Origin of the sequence: Nocardia asteroides, from assembly GCF_021183625.1 — a bacterium.
GTDB classification, from domain to species: Bacteria; Actinomycetota; Actinomycetes; order Mycobacteriales; family Mycobacteriaceae; genus Nocardia; species Nocardia asteroides_A.
In genome coordinates this window covers 2,081,270-2,095,255 of record NZ_CP089214.1, presented here as the reverse complement: position 1 = coordinate 2,095,255, position 13,986 = coordinate 2,081,270, and the positions used below count along the sequence as shown (strand labels likewise).

Annotated in this window: 15 protein-coding genes; 7 read left to right on the top strand and 8 right to left on the bottom strand. The window is 71.3% G+C overall.

Going from position 1 to position 13,986, the window contains the following annotated elements:
• Positions 1-44: 44 nt before the first annotated feature.
• From LTT61_RS10165 to LTT61_RS10155, 3 genes are all read right to left on the bottom strand, one after another.
• Positions 45-620 carry a DUF1707 SHOCT-like domain-containing protein gene (locus LTT61_RS10165; RefSeq protein WP_233019688.1) on the bottom strand — a complete coding sequence of 192 codons (576 nt, stop codon included), beginning with the start codon at positions 618-620 and terminating at the stop codon, positions 45-47.
• Positions 621-676: 56 nt separating this feature from the next.
• Positions 677-1,123 (bottom strand): hypothetical protein, encoded by a 447-nt coding sequence (locus LTT61_RS10160; RefSeq protein ID WP_233019687.1) that lies wholly within the window; start codon positions 1,121-1,123, stop codon positions 677-679.
• A 168-nt stretch (positions 1,124-1,291) separates the two neighbouring features.
• Positions 1,292-2,257 (bottom strand): helix-turn-helix transcriptional regulator, encoded by a 966-nt coding sequence (locus tag LTT61_RS10155; RefSeq protein ID WP_233019686.1) that lies wholly within the window; start codon positions 2,255-2,257, stop codon positions 1,292-1,294.
• Between the two features lie 63 nt (positions 2,258-2,320).
• Between LTT61_RS10155 and LTT61_RS10150 the strand changes: the two genes are divergently transcribed.
• From LTT61_RS10150 to LTT61_RS10140, 3 genes are read left to right on the top strand one after another with little or no spacing between them, the layout of a single operon-like run.
• Positions 2,321-3,466 (top strand): epoxide hydrolase family protein, encoded by a 1,146-nt coding sequence (locus LTT61_RS10150; protein ID WP_233019685.1) that lies wholly within the window; start codon positions 2,321-2,323, stop codon positions 3,464-3,466.
• A 9-nt stretch (positions 3,467-3,475) separates the two neighbouring features.
• A complete protein-coding gene (locus LTT61_RS10145) occupies positions 3,476-3,886 on the top strand; it encodes an MmcQ/YjbR family DNA-binding protein (RefSeq protein WP_233019684.1) in 411 nt (136 codons plus the stop codon).
• 46 nt (positions 3,887-3,932) lie between these two features.
• The gene (locus LTT61_RS10140) at positions 3,933-4,802 is read left to right on the top strand and encodes a hypothetical protein (protein WP_233019683.1); all 870 of its coding nucleotides are present in this window, start codon (positions 3,933-3,935) and stop codon (positions 4,800-4,802) included.
• A gap of 18 nt (positions 4,803-4,820) precedes the next feature.
• Here the strand turns inward: LTT61_RS10140 and LTT61_RS10135 are convergent, their stop codons facing one another.
• On the bottom strand, positions 4,821-5,708 hold the full coding sequence (locus LTT61_RS10135; RefSeq protein ID WP_233019682.1) for an RNA polymerase sigma-70 factor: 888 nt from the start codon (positions 5,706-5,708) through the stop codon (positions 4,821-4,823).
• 133 nt (positions 5,709-5,841) lie between these two features.
• Here LTT61_RS10135 and LTT61_RS10130 point away from each other — a divergent pair, with 133 nt between their 5' ends.
• Positions 5,842-6,219 (top strand): DoxX family protein, encoded by a 378-nt coding sequence (locus LTT61_RS10130; protein ID WP_233019681.1) that lies wholly within the window; start codon positions 5,842-5,844, stop codon positions 6,217-6,219.
• Between the two features lie 71 nt (positions 6,220-6,290).
• Positions 6,291-7,505, top strand: a complete 1,215-nt coding sequence (locus LTT61_RS10125) for a hypothetical protein (protein WP_233019680.1) — start codon at positions 6,291-6,293, stop codon at positions 7,503-7,505.
• A 199-nt stretch (positions 7,506-7,704) separates the two neighbouring features.
• Here LTT61_RS10125 and LTT61_RS10120 read toward each other — a convergent pair whose 3' ends face one another.
• Complete coding sequence (locus tag LTT61_RS10120; protein ID WP_233019679.1) at positions 7,705-8,385, bottom strand: TetR/AcrR family transcriptional regulator; 681 nt, start codon at positions 8,383-8,385, stop codon at positions 7,705-7,707.
• Entirely contained in the window at positions 8,382-9,308 is a 927-nt protein-coding gene (locus tag LTT61_RS10115; protein WP_233019678.1) for an oxygenase MpaB family protein, read from the bottom strand. Before LTT61_RS10115 ends, LTT61_RS10120 begins: the two co-directional genes overlap by 4 nt.
• Positions 9,309-9,470: 162 nt before the next feature.
• On the opposite strand from LTT61_RS10115, the gene LTT61_RS10110 reads away from it, so the two are divergent.
• Positions 9,471-10,694, top strand: coding sequence for a hypothetical protein (locus tag LTT61_RS10110; protein WP_233019677.1), 1,224 nt, complete (start codon positions 9,471-9,473; stop codon positions 10,692-10,694).
• A 36-nt stretch (positions 10,695-10,730) separates the two neighbouring features.
• Here LTT61_RS10110 and LTT61_RS10105 read toward each other — a convergent pair whose 3' ends face one another.
• The gene (locus LTT61_RS10105) at positions 10,731-11,741 is read right to left on the bottom strand and encodes an LLM class flavin-dependent oxidoreductase (RefSeq protein ID WP_233019676.1); all 1,011 of its coding nucleotides are present in this window, start codon (positions 11,739-11,741) and stop codon (positions 10,731-10,733) included.
• A 70-nt stretch (positions 11,742-11,811) separates the two neighbouring features.
• Positions 11,812-12,549 carry a MerR family transcriptional regulator gene (locus tag LTT61_RS10100; protein WP_233019675.1) on the bottom strand — a complete coding sequence of 246 codons (738 nt, stop codon included), beginning with the start codon at positions 12,547-12,549 and terminating at the stop codon, positions 11,812-11,814.
• 168 nt (positions 12,550-12,717) lie between these two features.
• On the opposite strand from LTT61_RS10100, the gene LTT61_RS10095 reads away from it, so the two are divergent.
• Positions 12,718-13,983 carry a PucR family transcriptional regulator gene (locus LTT61_RS10095; RefSeq protein WP_233019674.1) on the top strand — a complete coding sequence of 422 codons (1,266 nt, stop codon included), beginning with the start codon at positions 12,718-12,720 and terminating at the stop codon, positions 13,981-13,983.
• Positions 13,984-13,986 lie beyond the last annotated feature (3 nt).

Sequence of the window (13,986 nt, the reverse complement as noted above, 5' to 3'; positions counted from 1 at the left end):
AACCTAAGCTATCGGAGATCGGCCTTCGGGACCAGCCCGTGCACCTATGATTCGTCCCTTTTGTCCTCGAGTTCGCGGATCCGCACCCCGGCCTGCTCCAGCCGCTTGCGCCGGGACTTGGCGTCGGCCTTCTTGAGCTCCTTGTACATCTTCTCGTCCTCGTCCCCGAAGTGGTAGAGCAGCCGGGACACCGAGAGCGTCACCGCCAGCGACGGCCAGACCAGCCACGCCCAGCTCCAGTCGACGGCGAACTGCAGCACCAGGAACACCAGCAGGGTGAGCCCGAGGATCACCCCGTCGACCGTCTCCACCACCTTGCCGCGGTGCCGCAGCGACTCCAGCTCGGCCGCGGGCGAGCTCTCCTCCTGCTTCGTGAGCGGCTGCGGCACCGCGTCGCCGACCCGCCGGATCGACCCGCCCTCCTCGCGCAGCGGCACGCCGCCGGGCAGCCCGCGGAACGGCTCGCGCAGCGCGCCGACGGTCCGGCCCGCGGCGACCGCGCCGGAGCGCTCGTAGAACTCGTCGCCGTCCAGCCTGCCCGCCGCGTAGTGCTCGCCGAGGACGTTCAGCGCGTGCAGCCGCTCCTCGTCGCTGAGCCGGATGTCGTCACCGTCGGTCATCGTCGCGCTCCGCTGTGAGGGGGTTGGCCGTCACCGCCGATGGTAGCGGCGGGGATTCAGGCGCAGTGGATGAGAAACCGCGTGGACGCGGGCTCGCCGAGCTTCACCACGACGGTGCTGGTCGCCACCTCGTTGGGGTGGCAGCCGCCGGGCACCGAGAGCACCGTCGCGCGGTAGCAGCCTGCCTCGGTGACGCCGTGCGTGGCGGTGCCGTCGCGATCGGTCACCACGGTGGCCAGCTCGGTGTCGGTGTCGCAGGTGGTGATCCGCACCCGCACGTCGGGGACGCCGAACATCTCCGTGCCGGTGCCCGCCTGGATGGTCACCGGGGTGCCGTCGGTGACCGGCTTCGTGGTGGCGGGGGCGCTCGAGGTCGGCTCGCCGCCGACGGTCAGCGAGGAATCGGCCGCGGCGGCGGTGGTGCCCGCCGAGTCGTCGGCAGCACAGCCGACCAGGGCGAGGGCCCCCGTGAGCAGGGAAACGGCGAGCAGCGCGGAGCGCATGGATCTCCTTCCGGTCCGGCGCGGCCATCGCGCCGCCTGCCACTGTAAATACCCCGCCGTCCGGTTCGGCATTCGTCTTGACACTCCCCGCCTCGGGGCGCACGGGTTTCGCGCCGGCGGTGGCCGGTCATCGGAGTGGTCGCGGCGGTCATGCCGGCGCCCGAGCCGTCAGTGCCGGTCCTGGTCGGCGATCGCCGCTAGGCACCGGTCGCCGAGCGCGTGCACCGCGTCCACCAGCTCCGGCGGGCCGCCGACGGTGAAGTCGACGTCCACCGCGGTGAGCATCCAGGCGAGCGCCCACGGCGAGTCGGCGCCGAGATGCAGCAGGCAGCGGGTGTCGTCGACCGCTTCCAGCGTGCCCATGCCCGGCCACACCCGGTCGGCGAGGTGCTCGGCGGAGGCGTGCAGGGTGACGGTCGCCCGGTACGGCCACGCGGCGACGGAGAGCTGCCGCGACAGGTACGCCACCACATCGCCGCCGGGCAGCTCGCGCGGGGTGAAGCGGGGCCCGGTCGGGGTGCGCGGGTGCAGGCGGTCCACCCGGAAGGAGCGCCAGTCCGCGCGGTCCACGTCGAAGGCGACCAGGTACCAGTGCCTGCTGAAGTTCACCACCGCCTCCGGCTCGACGTCGCGGATGGTGGCCGCGCCCCCGCGGTCGCGGTAGTCGAAGCGCAGCCGTTCGCGGCGGTGCGTCGCCTCGGAGATGGCGATCAGGACGTTCGGGTCGACCCGCGGCCCGGCCCCGCTCACCCGGACCATGCTGCGCTGCATGGCCGTCAGCCGGTGCCGGAGCCGGGAGGGGAGCACCTGCTCCAGCTTGGCCAGCGCGCGCAGCGAGGCCTCCTCGATCCCGCTCACCGTGCCGCCGGTGACGGTGCGCAGCCCCACCGCGACGGCCAGCGCCTCCTCGTCGTCGAGCAGCAGCGGCGGCACCGTCGCGCCCGCCGCGAGCCGGTAGCCGACGCTGCCCTGGGTGGCGTGCACCGGGTAGCCGAGCCCGCGCAGCCGCTCGATGTCGCGGCGCACCGTGCGCGCGCTGACGCCGAGCCGGCCCGCCAGTTCGGTGCCCGGCCAGTCGCGCGGGGTCTGCAGCAGGCCGAGCAGCCGCAGCAGGCGGGCCGATGGATCGTTCACGGATTCCAGCATGCCATCCGGTTAGGACGAGATCCGGCCTAACCGGCTCGTAGCGTTACGGCTATGAGCACCATCGAGGAATTCCGGATCGACATCCCGCAGCCCGACGTCGACGACCTGATCGCCCGGCTCGGCGCCACCCGGTACCCCGCCGAGCTGCCCGGCGTCGGCTGGAGCTACGGCATCCCGACGAGCTACGTCCGGGAGCTGGCCGAGTACTGGCGCGGCGGGTTCGACTGGCGCGCACAGGAGCGCGCGCTCAACGACATTCCGCAGTTCGTCACCGAAATCGACGGGCAGCGGCTGCATTTCGCGCACATCAGGTCGGCGGTGCCGGACGCGACCCCGCTGGTCCTGGTGCACGGCTGGCCGTTCGCCGACTTCCGCGCGGTGATCGGCCCGCTCACCGACCCGGTCGCGCACGGCGGCACCGAGCGTGACGCCTTCCACCTGGTGATCCCGACCCTGCCCGGCTTCGGCTTCTCCGGGCCGACGGGTGTAGCGGGTGCGGCCGCGACCGAGCGCTCGGCGGTGCTGATCGCCGAACTCATGACCCGGCTCGGCTATGAGCGGTTCGGCGCGCAGGGCGGCGACGCCGGCTCGTTCATCGCGCCGGAACTCGGCCGGATCGCGCCCGAGCGGCTGCTAGGCGTGCACCTCAACGACCCGATCACCATCCCCGCCTGGGACGACGACGGCTCCGGCTACTCCGACGCCGACCGCGAGAAGCTGGCCGCCCTCCAGGACTGGAGCGGCAACGACACCTCCGGCTACGCGGGCATCCACTCCACCCGCCCGCAGACCCTCGCCCCCGCGATCACCGACTCACCCGCCGGGCTGCTCGCCTGGACCCTCGACGTCGTGCACACCTACATGGACCCCGCGCACGAGCTGCCGGATCAGGCCATCGACCGGGACGCGCTGCTCACCGCGATCAGCGTGCTGTGGTTCACCGGCACCGCGGGCTCCTCGCTGCTGCTCTACAAGGAGTCCGAGTCCTGGGGCGCCGCCCTGCAGAATTCCGGCGTTCCCACCGGCGTCGCGGTCTTCCCGAGCGGCAAGTCCGTCGTGCGCGGGATCGCGGAGAAGCAGAACACCGTCGTGCACTGGTCGGAGTTCGACCGCGGCGGCCACTTCGCCCCCATGGAGACCCCCGACCTGCTGATCCAGGACCTGCGGGCCTTCTTCGGCGGCCTCCCCGCGGCGTAGCGTAGCGGCATGGCCGACCGCCCCGCCCGCGTCGACGACGTGCACCGGATCGCCGCCGCCATGCCGCACACCACCCGCGTCGAAGGCGGGCGGGGCAATGCCGTCTACCAGGTCGGCGGCAAATCCTTCGTCTTCTTCCGCACTCCGCGCCCGGACGCCGTCGACCCGGAGACCGGGGAGAAGTACGACGACGTCATCGTGCTCTGGGTGGAGTCCGAGGCCGACAAACTGGCCCTGATCCAGGACCCGGGCACGCCCTTCTTCAGCACCACGCACTTCGACGGCCACCCGTCGGTGCTGGTGCGCGGCAGCGAGATCGGCCGGATCGGGCTGGCCGAGCTCACCGAGATCGTGCAGGACGCCTGGCTCTCCCGCGCCTCCGCGCGGCGGGGGCGGGCGTGGCTGGAGTCCAGGCTGTAGTGTCCGCGCCCGTTGCCGGGGGCAGACTCCGGCACGAGTCGGTTGAATGACCGATGGTGGCGGCAATGTCGAAGGTGCTCCACTGAGTGCCGTCGTCAGCAGTCGGCTCATTGCCATGCCGCCCAGCGGCAGCACCGAGGGAGATCGAATCGTGAAATCGTTGAAGCGGGCCGCCGTGGCTGCGGTCGGTACCGCCTTGTTCAGCGTGTTCGGTGCGATCGGGGCCGGGTCTGCGCACGCCGACTACGTACATCCCTACGCCACCTCGCCGTACTTCGGCGGACAGCTGGTGATCTCCACGACCCCCGGAACCATCACACTGCGGGCGATTCAGACGACGGTGGGCTCCTTTCCGTACGGATGTTGGGCGGCAGCGCGCAATCTGGAGACGAACTCCCAGCTCGGTACCCGCGACTTCGTTCGCGTGTTCCCCCGTGTCTGGCAGGCCGAGTTCGGCGGGTTACCCAACGGGCGCTACGAGATCCTGCAGCGGTGCGGGGACGGCACGAGCCTGATTCGCGAGCGTTCCGCCTTCGTCGATCTCGACGGCGGCGGCGCTGTCACACCGGAGGAAGAGAAGCCGTTCGCCCCGGACGCGCCCTCGAATGAGACCTGCAGTGCCGAGGTCAGCCGCAAATTCCAGGAGGGTGGGATCCCGACGGAGGTCGCAGTCGAAGTGGTGGAGCGCATCTGGGGGCTGCCGCTGGGCGAGACCACCATGCAGCAACTCTGCCTGTTGCAGGTGCGCACGCCGGAGCAGGCCTTCGAGAACGTGTGCAACATCGGCAAGTCGCTGATTCCGGCTGATATCGCCTACGCCGCCATCGCTCAGCTGGGGAAGACCATCGGCTCGCCCGAGGTGTATTGGTTCGGTGAGAGCGCGCGCGTGTCCTGGGAACAGCAGTGCAAGAACTGATGTTCGGTGACCGGGCGGTCACCACGTTGTGAGCGGATTGGCGCGGGTCATGTGGGAGAGCTTCTCCGGGTTGCGCACGGCGTAGATGCCGGTGATCCGGCCCGCCTCGACGTGGATCGAGAGCACCGTGTCGATGACGCCGTCCACCCGGAGCGCCAGCGCGGGCCAGCCATTGGCAGTTGTCGGCTCCAGCAGTCCGACGACCGCCGTGACCTTGGCCGACGTCAGCACCCGGGCTACTCGATCCGCACCACGCACCGGCCGCGGCAGGGCCTGGACGATACCGCCGCCGTCGCCGACCAGCAGCACGTCCGGGGCGAGCAGGTCGAGCAGCCCGCGCAGGTCACCGGTGCTCGCCGCGCGCCGGAAAGCGTCCAGCACCGAGCGGGTCTGCTCGGCCGAGACTGTGCCGCGCGGCCTGCGCGCGGTGACGTGCCCGCGCGCCCGGTGCGCGATCTGGCGCACCGCCGCCTGCGTCTTCCCGACCGCGGCGGCGATCTCGGCGTAGTCGAACGCGAACACCTCGCGCAGTACGAATACCGCGCGCTCGGTCGGGCCGAGCGTCTCCAGCACCAGCAGCATGGCCATCGAGACGCTGTCCGCGAGCTCCACGTCGGCGGCGATATCCGGGGCGGTGAGCAGCGGCTCCGGCAGCCACGGCCCGACGTAGGACTCCCTGCGCCTGCCCAGCGTGCGCAGCCGGTTCAGCGCCTGCCTGGTGACGATCCGCACCAGGTAGGCGCGCTGGTCCACGACCGCGCCCAGCTCCACCTCGGCCCAGCGCAGCCAGCTCTCCTGCAGCACGTCCTCCGCGTCGCTCGCCGAGCCGAGGATCTCGTAGGCCACGGTGAACAGCAGGTTGCGGTGCGATACGAAGGTCTCGGTGTGCGGGTCGGTGTCGGTCACTGGGTCTCCTCGATCTCGGCGGTCACACACCGGACACCGGCCGCCGCCGTGCCGTGACAGGTGTTTGTCACAACCGAAGGCGGCCCGGTGTCCAGTGTGCGAATCGATCGACCGAATTCGCGAGGAGAATCCCATGAACCTCATCCTCTGGATCGTCGCCGCACTGCTCGCCGCGGTGGCACTGGCAGGCGGGGCGACCAAGACCTTCGTGCCGATCCGGACACTGGCCGCCGCTCCCGGCGGTCGGTGGACCGGCAAGACCCACCCCCGTGCCGTCCGAACCCTCGGCGTGCTGGAACTGCTCGCGGCCGCCGGACTGATCCTGCCCGCGGTCCTGGACATCGCGCCCGTACTGGTGCCGGTCACCGCCCTGTGCTGGGTGCTGCTCATGCTCGGCGCGATGACCACGCACTACCGGTACCGCGAAGCTCTGCCCATCGCGTTGAACGCGCTCTATCTCGTGCTGGCCGGGCTCCTGGTCTGGGGACGCTTCGGCCCGTACGCCTTCTGAACAGGGTGCCTCCGGTCGGAATGGTAGGTACGGTTGGTATTCAATCAGTACCTGCTATATCGTCTCGCGGTATGTGGAAGAAGGTACTGACGGTCGCGTTGGCGCTGCTACTGTCCAACGCTGCCCCCCTCTCGCACGCCGAACCCTCCTCGGCGCCAACGCCTTCGCGCCTGGTCTTCGGCGCCGCCGAGGAGGTCTCCACCCTGCACGGCTTCACCGCGGGCCAGGCTCCCGACCCGGAGACCTACTGGACCGTGCCGCGCGACCTGAGCGGCTACACCCCGGAGCTGTGGCAGCTACTCGGCGATCGGCACGCCCGGATCTCGATCAATATGCGGTGGCAGCGCGACTTCGGGCCGATCCCGGCGGGCAAACCGCACTTCGACGAGCTCCCCGCACTGTTGCGGACCGCGGAGCGCGCCAACGTCGGTGTCGTGGCGTGGCTGACCGTGCCCTACGGCGATGGCTACTGGGCGACCGAGGACAACCTCACCCTGCACGAACAGATGGTCCGCGACTTCGACACCTGGGCCCGCGAGATCGGCTTCCGGCCGCAGCAGGTGCTGTTGGATCTCGAGGCGCCCCTCGCCGACACCGCGACGCTCGGCAACCTGCCGCGGCAACCGGCTCCGGTCGTCCAGATGCTCGGGGGGAATATCGACCCGGCAGGACAGTGCGCGGCGACGCGCGGATACGAACGGGTCGTGGCCTGGCTGGAGGAGCACGGGTACCCCACGACGGCGGCCACGTACTCGTTCCTGTTCGACGACATCATCGACGGCGACACCGCGTTCACGGACGGGCTGAACATGCCCCTGTCCCGGCCGGGCACCTTCCGCGAGGTGGCATTCATGGCGATGCGCTCGGTGTATGCCGGGCTGCTCGGTACCGATCCCGGCCCCTCGATCCACGCCGCCTATATCCAGGACATGCGCCGCTGGTACGGCGACGCCGCCACCTTCAGCCTCGGCGAGGCCGGAGAGGGCCCGTACAAGGACAACCTGAACGAAATGGTCACCGACACTCGGCTCGCCGCCGCGCTCACGACCGGCGATGTCGGCATCTACTCCCTCGACAAAGCGCTCGCCGACTACGGCCTCGACGGGGTCGCCCGGCTCTTCGACGCCGTCGAAAACCCGTTGACCGGGGGCGAACTCGAGCGGGCGAGCGCGCTCTCGCCCGCCGCGATCGCGGCGCGCGGGCTGATCGGGGCGGAGAACACATTGGCAGGCGCGCTCGCTGCCGGAAACTCGCGGCAGCCCAACAGCTGGCCGCCGATCTGCTGATCCCCACGCGGTTGCGGCGCTCCGGAGATCCGGGGGCAGGGGCGCCGCGGGCTGGTGCGCCGGTGTCCGCGGTGCCTCGCGAGGAGGAGCCCGCCCGGGCAAGACGGTCCGACCGACCCGGCGCTCACCGCCGCCGACCCCGCTGTTCCCGGTAGCGGCCATAGCATCCGGGTTCTCAGCGGACACCGGATCGTTCGCGCTAGGACGGCTCCGGATCGGTGCGCGGCTCGCTTCCGCGTTCGTCAGCGGGTGAGGCCGGGGTGACGCGTTCGGCCATGGGGGTCAGCACGCCCCGGGCGAAGGCGCGGAGTCCGGCTTCGCTGCCCATGTCCGGGTCGGCGGGGGGCAGGGCGAGGTAGGTGAGGAACAGGCGGGCGAAGACATCGGCGACCCAGCGCGCCTCGCGGCCGGGTGGCCCCTGGCCTTCGCCGTGCAGGTGCCGGGCGATGAATGCCGCCCCGGTGGTGAGGAATTCGGTGCCGGGGTTCCCGGCGAGTTCGACAACGCTGCCGGGCGCGGTCCGGGCGAGGCGCCGCAGTATCGGGTGCTCGCCGGCGAAGGAGACCGCGGCCAGGAGCGCCTCGACCACGCGGTCGCTGGGGCGGTCGACCTGGTCCATGCCCGCGGCGACCGCGGCGAGGAAGTGCTGGGTCTCGCGGGTGACCAGTGCTCGGATCAGTTCGTCGCGGCTGGGGAAGCGGCGGTAGACGGTGGTGCGGCCGAGGCCGCTGCGGCGTACGACGTCCTCCATTCGGAGCCGCTCCACACCGACGGCGGCGGTTTCGGCGACGGCGGCGTCGAGGATGCGTTCGGCCGCGGGATCGGCAGGCACGGTGGCGTGGCCGAGCGGCTCCGGCAGTGCGATCGGGTCGCGGGTCATCGGCCGATCGGTGCCGCGGCGGCGGTCCGCGGCGCGGGCGCGCCGGTCGCGCGGGCTTTGGCCAGACGGTAGTACGGCGGCTCGCCGACGACCCATCGGGTGAGCGCGGGATTGCCGTGCAGGTAGGGAGCGAAGAGCAGGTTGTGCACGGGCTGGGAGTGGTGGAAGCCGGTCAGCCGCTGGACCCACTCGGGGGTCAGGCTCATTCCCGCGTGCGCGACGTAGGCGTGCAGTGCGCGATCCAGCGGTCCGGGGGCGCGCACCGGCAGCAGCGGCGCGGTCATCAGGAACTCGAAGAATTCCAGGGTCTGTTCGGTCACGGCCAGGTGCGGGCGCATCGCTTCGACGTAATCCTGGAGTTCGGCCATCGACTCGGGGACGTCGCGCCCGCCGCCCATGCGCCCGATGACGGCCTGCTCGGCGAGGTAGCGGTTCTTCTCGGCGGTGGTGAGCGGTGCCCGGTAGCGCTCGTAGCTGCGCAGGATCATCCACGGGATGCAGATGTGCACCCAGGTCAGCAGTGTCGGGTCGAGAGCGTCGAAGGGGGTTCCGTCGGGCCGGGTGCCGTTGATATAGCCGTGGATGCGCTTGACCTGCTCGATGAGCCCGGTCGCGGCATCGGTGTTGCCGAAGGTGGTGGTCAGCACGTAGCCGAGGGTGGTGCGGGCGCGCCGGAACGGGTCCTCGCGGTAGTTCGACATCTGCGACACACCGGCCATGACCGAGGGGTGCAGCAACTCCATGACGATCGCGCCGGTCGCGGCCCCCATGACCGAGGCGAGGTCGCTGTGGATCTTCCACGACACGCTGTCGGGGCCGCAGAGCCCGGGATCACCGGCGGGGCCGCCGTAGACCGCCGGATCGTCGTGGCGGCCGCCGATGTTCTCCATCGTGGACAGGATGCTGTGCCTGAGGCTGTTCATCACAACTCCGTGAGACTAGTGGTACTGATTTAGTTCTCAACGTACCACGAGCCCGCCCTGTCGCCAGTAGGTACTTATAGAATGAAATCAGTACCAAAAGTTTCAATTGTCGCCTACGCTGCGGAGGCTCCTACCCATCCGCTTTCGGAGGCAATGTCCCGCATGAAGACGCTCCTCACCGCTGTGCTCGCCGCAGCGCTGCTCGCCGTCCCCACTCCCGCCGCCGCCGAAGCACCAGCCTCCCGCCTGATGTTCTGGGTCGGTGAGGAGATGCACGGCTCCTCGGGCCTGGCCGGTTACGGAGTGCCGAAGTCCGAGGATTATTGGAACCTGTTGCGCGACTTCGGCGCCTACACCCCCGAGCTGTGGGACGTGCTCGAGCGCACCCGCACCCCGCTCGGCTTCAACCTGCGCTACCGCCGCGACTTCGGCCCGATCCCGGCCGGCTACCCGCAGCGCGAGGAGGTGCTGCCGTTCCTGCGCGAGGCCGCGCGCCGCGACATCCCGGTCAAGGGCCTGATCCAGATCCCCTACGGCGACGGCTACTGGTCCAACGAGGACAACAGCGCGATCGTGGCCCTGGCCGTCGACGAGTTCGACCGCTGGGCCCGCGGCAACGAGCTGCACTTCACCGACGTGGCGCTCGACCTCGAGTCCTCGATCCAGGACACCGACGCGATCTTCCAAATCACCGAGGACCCCGCGGCCGGACTGGCCGCGCTCGCCGCCAACGCGGGCCCGCGCCGCCAGTGCCGCGCCGCCGAGAACTATCGGGCGATCGTGCGCGACCTGCGCAGCCGCGGCTACGCCGTCACCGCGTCGGCCTACCCGTTCGCGATCGACGACGCGCTGGACGGCGCGGCGGCCTTCTCCGACTTCTTCGACATGCCGCTCATCGGCCGCGGCGAGTACAACGGCATCCTCTTCATGACGATGCGCACCGTCTACATCCAGGCCTCCGGTGCCGACCCCGGGCCGAGCATGCAGCTGAACTACGGCGACGACATCCGCCGGCTCTACGGCGACGAGGGCGGGATCACGCTCGGCGAGGCGGGCGTCGGCCCCTACCGGGATCTCGAGGTGATGGCCACCGACGTGCGCGCCGCGGTCTCCGCCGTCGACGGGCCCGTGGGGCTGTACTCGCTGGAGAAGTCGGTGCAGGCGTACGGGGTCGACGGTGTGGAGCGGCTCATCGAGGCCGGTGGGCAGCCGCTCTCCGCCGCCGAGCGGGCCGCGCTCGGCCGGCCGAGCATCGAGCTGCTCGCGGTCCGCGCCGGGCTGCGCGCGCTCGACGCCGCCGCCGTCGCCGCGACCCCACCGGCCGCGCTGCCCAACGGAGAAGGTCTCGCGCTGCCCAACAGCTTCTGGGGGCCGTGCCCGGCCTGATGCCCCGCCGCCCCCCGCGAGAAACGCGCCGATCGGTCAGCGCAGCTGCGGGGCCACCTTCGCGCCGAGCAGCTCGATGGCGTGGTGCACCTTCTCCGGGGGCAGGGTGCCGACGCTGGTGTGCAGCATGAAGCGGTCGAGCCCGAGGGTGTCGCGGACACCGGCGATCTTCTCGGCGACCACGTCCGGTGTGCCGAGGAAGAGTGAGCCCTCCGGGCCGCGCATGGCGTCGAATTGGGCGCGGGTCATCCGGCCCCAGCCGCGTTCGCGGCCGATGACGTTCATGGCGCGGGTGTAGGGCTCCCAGAATTCGCTGATCGCGGCCTCTTCGGAGTCGGCGAGGTAGCCGTGCGCGTGCACCGCGACGGGCTGGCGCTCGTGCCCGCCTTCGGCGAGGGCGCGGTGGTAGAGGTCGACCAGCGGCTTGAAGCGGGCGGGTTCGCCGCCGATGATGGCGATGGCCAGCGGGAGGCCGAGAAGTCCTGCGCGGGCGACGGATTCGGGGCTGCCGCCGACGGCGATCCAGACCGGGAGGGGCCGGTTGTCGGTGCGCGGGTAGACGATCGCCTTGTCCAGCGGGGCGCGGAACTCGCCCTGCCAGGTGACCGGCTCCTCGTCGCGGAGCTTCAGCAGCAGGGCGAGTTTCTCGTCGAAGAGCTGGTCGTAGTCGGCCAGGTCGTAGCCGAAGAGCGGGAACGACTCGGTGAAGGAGCCGCGCCCGGCCATGAGTTCGGCGCGGCCGTTGGACAGCCCGTCGAGGGTGGCGAAGTCCTGGTAGACGCGGACCGGGTCGGCGGAGCTGAGCACGGTGACCGCGCTGGTGAGCTGGATGCGCTCGGTGCGCGCGGCGATGGCGGCGAGCACGACGGCGGGGGCGGAGGCGGCGAAGTCGACCCGGTGGTGCTCGCCGACGCCGTAGACGTCGAGCCCGGCGGCCTCGGTGGCGACGGCCTCGTCCACGACCTGGCGCAGCCGTTCGGCGGCGCTCGGCGCCGGGCGGCCGTCGGCCGGATAGCGTTCGGCGAAGGTGGTGAGTCCCAGTTCCACGGTGCGTCCCGTCTCGAGATGTTTCTACGTCAACTACTTGTCGGAACGTCGAGGCCGCGCCGAAGATTCCCTACTCGCCGGTGGCCCGGCTGATCTGCTGGGACACCTCCGGCAGGTCGATCCCGATCCGCCGATCCATGGCCCGCGCCAGGTGCTCGTCCGCGATCTGCCGGACGCTGGGGCGCAGCGCGGCCAGGGTCTCGGCGAGCTGGTGCAGCTCGGCGGGGGAGGGGTGCTCGAGCACCTTGCTCACCAGGTGCGTGCGGAAGATCTGCACGAAGGCGAAGGCCATCCGGTCGAAGGCCGCCTCGAGCTCCCAGCTCACCGCGAGGATGGCGGACAGCGGGATACCGGTCGCCACCAGTGCGGATGCCCCCGCCAGAAGCCGCGAGCTGGTGTACACGAACTGGTCGCCCTCCAGGCGCAGGTAGCCGAGCGCGACCGCCTCGGCGATGGCCTGCGGCGTCACCTGGTCGCCGAACCGCTCCAGCATCTGCGGCAGGTCGAGCGTGACCTCCCCGTCGCCCCACGCCGTCGCGGCCGCCGACTCGAAGCCGAGCAGCTCGGAGACGCCACCACCCTGTTCGGCGCTGGTCAGCAGGTCGGCGATGCCCTCAAGGCTGTGTCCGCGGGCGAGCAGGTCGGCGATCAGCCGCAGCCGCTCCAGGTGCGTTTCGCCGTAGAAGGCGTTCCGGCCCCTGCGCTCGGGCGGCGCGAGCAGGCCGCGCTCCTGGTAGTAGCGCACCGTCCGCACCGGTACCGCCGCTGCCTCCGCGAGTTCGGCGACCCGGTACTCCCTGCCGGTCATCCGTTTCCTTTCGGTCCGGCCAACTGTCTCAGTAGATACTGAGTCAATCTTCCACGCTTCGTCCAATGACGGCGGGATCGGCTGGCGGTAACTGTCTGTAGCCGAATATGTCCACCCATAGTTACAGTTATTGCTGAGAGAGTTGAGTCACGATAGTACGGAGGACGGATGCGGACGAGCAGCCCGTGCGCGACCCGGGAACTCAGGATCGCCGGAATGCCCGCCGCGGGCTACCTGCGCCACGACCCCCGGCTCTCGCACCAGCTACTCGGGCACGTCGCCGGCGGCGTCGCGCCGCGCGGGGCGACCATGCCGTGCGGGGCGTCCCGGCGCGAGGCCGCCGAGGTGATCCGGGGGTGCCTGGAGCTGGTGGCGGTCGCGCTGCAGGGCGGCCCGGCCGCCGAGGTGCCGGAGCGGTTGCGCGCCCGGATCGGCGACTGGGCATCCGAGGGCGTCGACCTGGAGGCGGTGCAGCACGCGACCCACCTCGGCTTCCGCTTCGTGCTCGAGCTGCTCGGCACCCGCGCCACCGGCGCGGACAGCAGGGCCCTTGTGGTGGCCGGGCAGCGGCTGGCCGAGGTGCTCGACCGCCTCGTCACCGCCTTCACCGGCAGCTACCTGCGCGAACTGCGGGCGCAGGGCACCGCGCGGGACGACGCGGGCGGCCGGATGGCGAGCGCGCTGATCGCGGGCGAGGCAGGTTCGGCGCAGCTCCGCGGCAGCGGCTTCCCGATCGCGGACGCCTACGCGGTGCTCGCGTTCGGCGTCGCCACCGAGACGCCGGACGACCGCGCGGTCCGCGACGAGCGCGAGGAGCGGCGCAGGCTGCGCCGGATGCGGCTGGAGCTGGCCGCCGGGCCCGGCGGCCCGCCGCCCGCGCTGCTCGCCGCCGGGGGCGGCACCGTGCTGCTCGCCCAGGACCTGCCGACGGAGGCTCCCGCCGCCGAACTGCTCGACGGAATACAGCGTGCAGCAGGCGTCCCGCTGCTCGGCACCGTCGTGCACGCGCGCACCGGCGAGGTGCCCGCCGCCACCAGGGACGCGCACCAGCTGCTCGACCTCGCCCAGCGCCTGCACCGCCCGGCCGGGCTCTACCGGATGGCCGATCTGGCGGTGGAGTACCAGATCACCCGCCCCGGCCCGGGCAGGCGCAGGCTGGCCGCGGTGCTCGACCCGCTGCGCGCACAGCCGGAGCTGCTGAACACCCTCGTCGTGCACCTGCGCAACGACCGCAACCGGCAGCGCACCTCGCGCACGCTGCACATCCACGCCAACACCATCGACCACCGGATGCGCCGGATCGCGCAGCACACCGGACTGGACCCGATGAACCTGGACGGGCTCTGGTACCTGCGGGCGGCCCTGGTGGCGAACACCTACGAGACCGGGGCGGGCCCGGTGCCGATCCCGGAGCTGCCCGCCGCGACCGGCTGACGC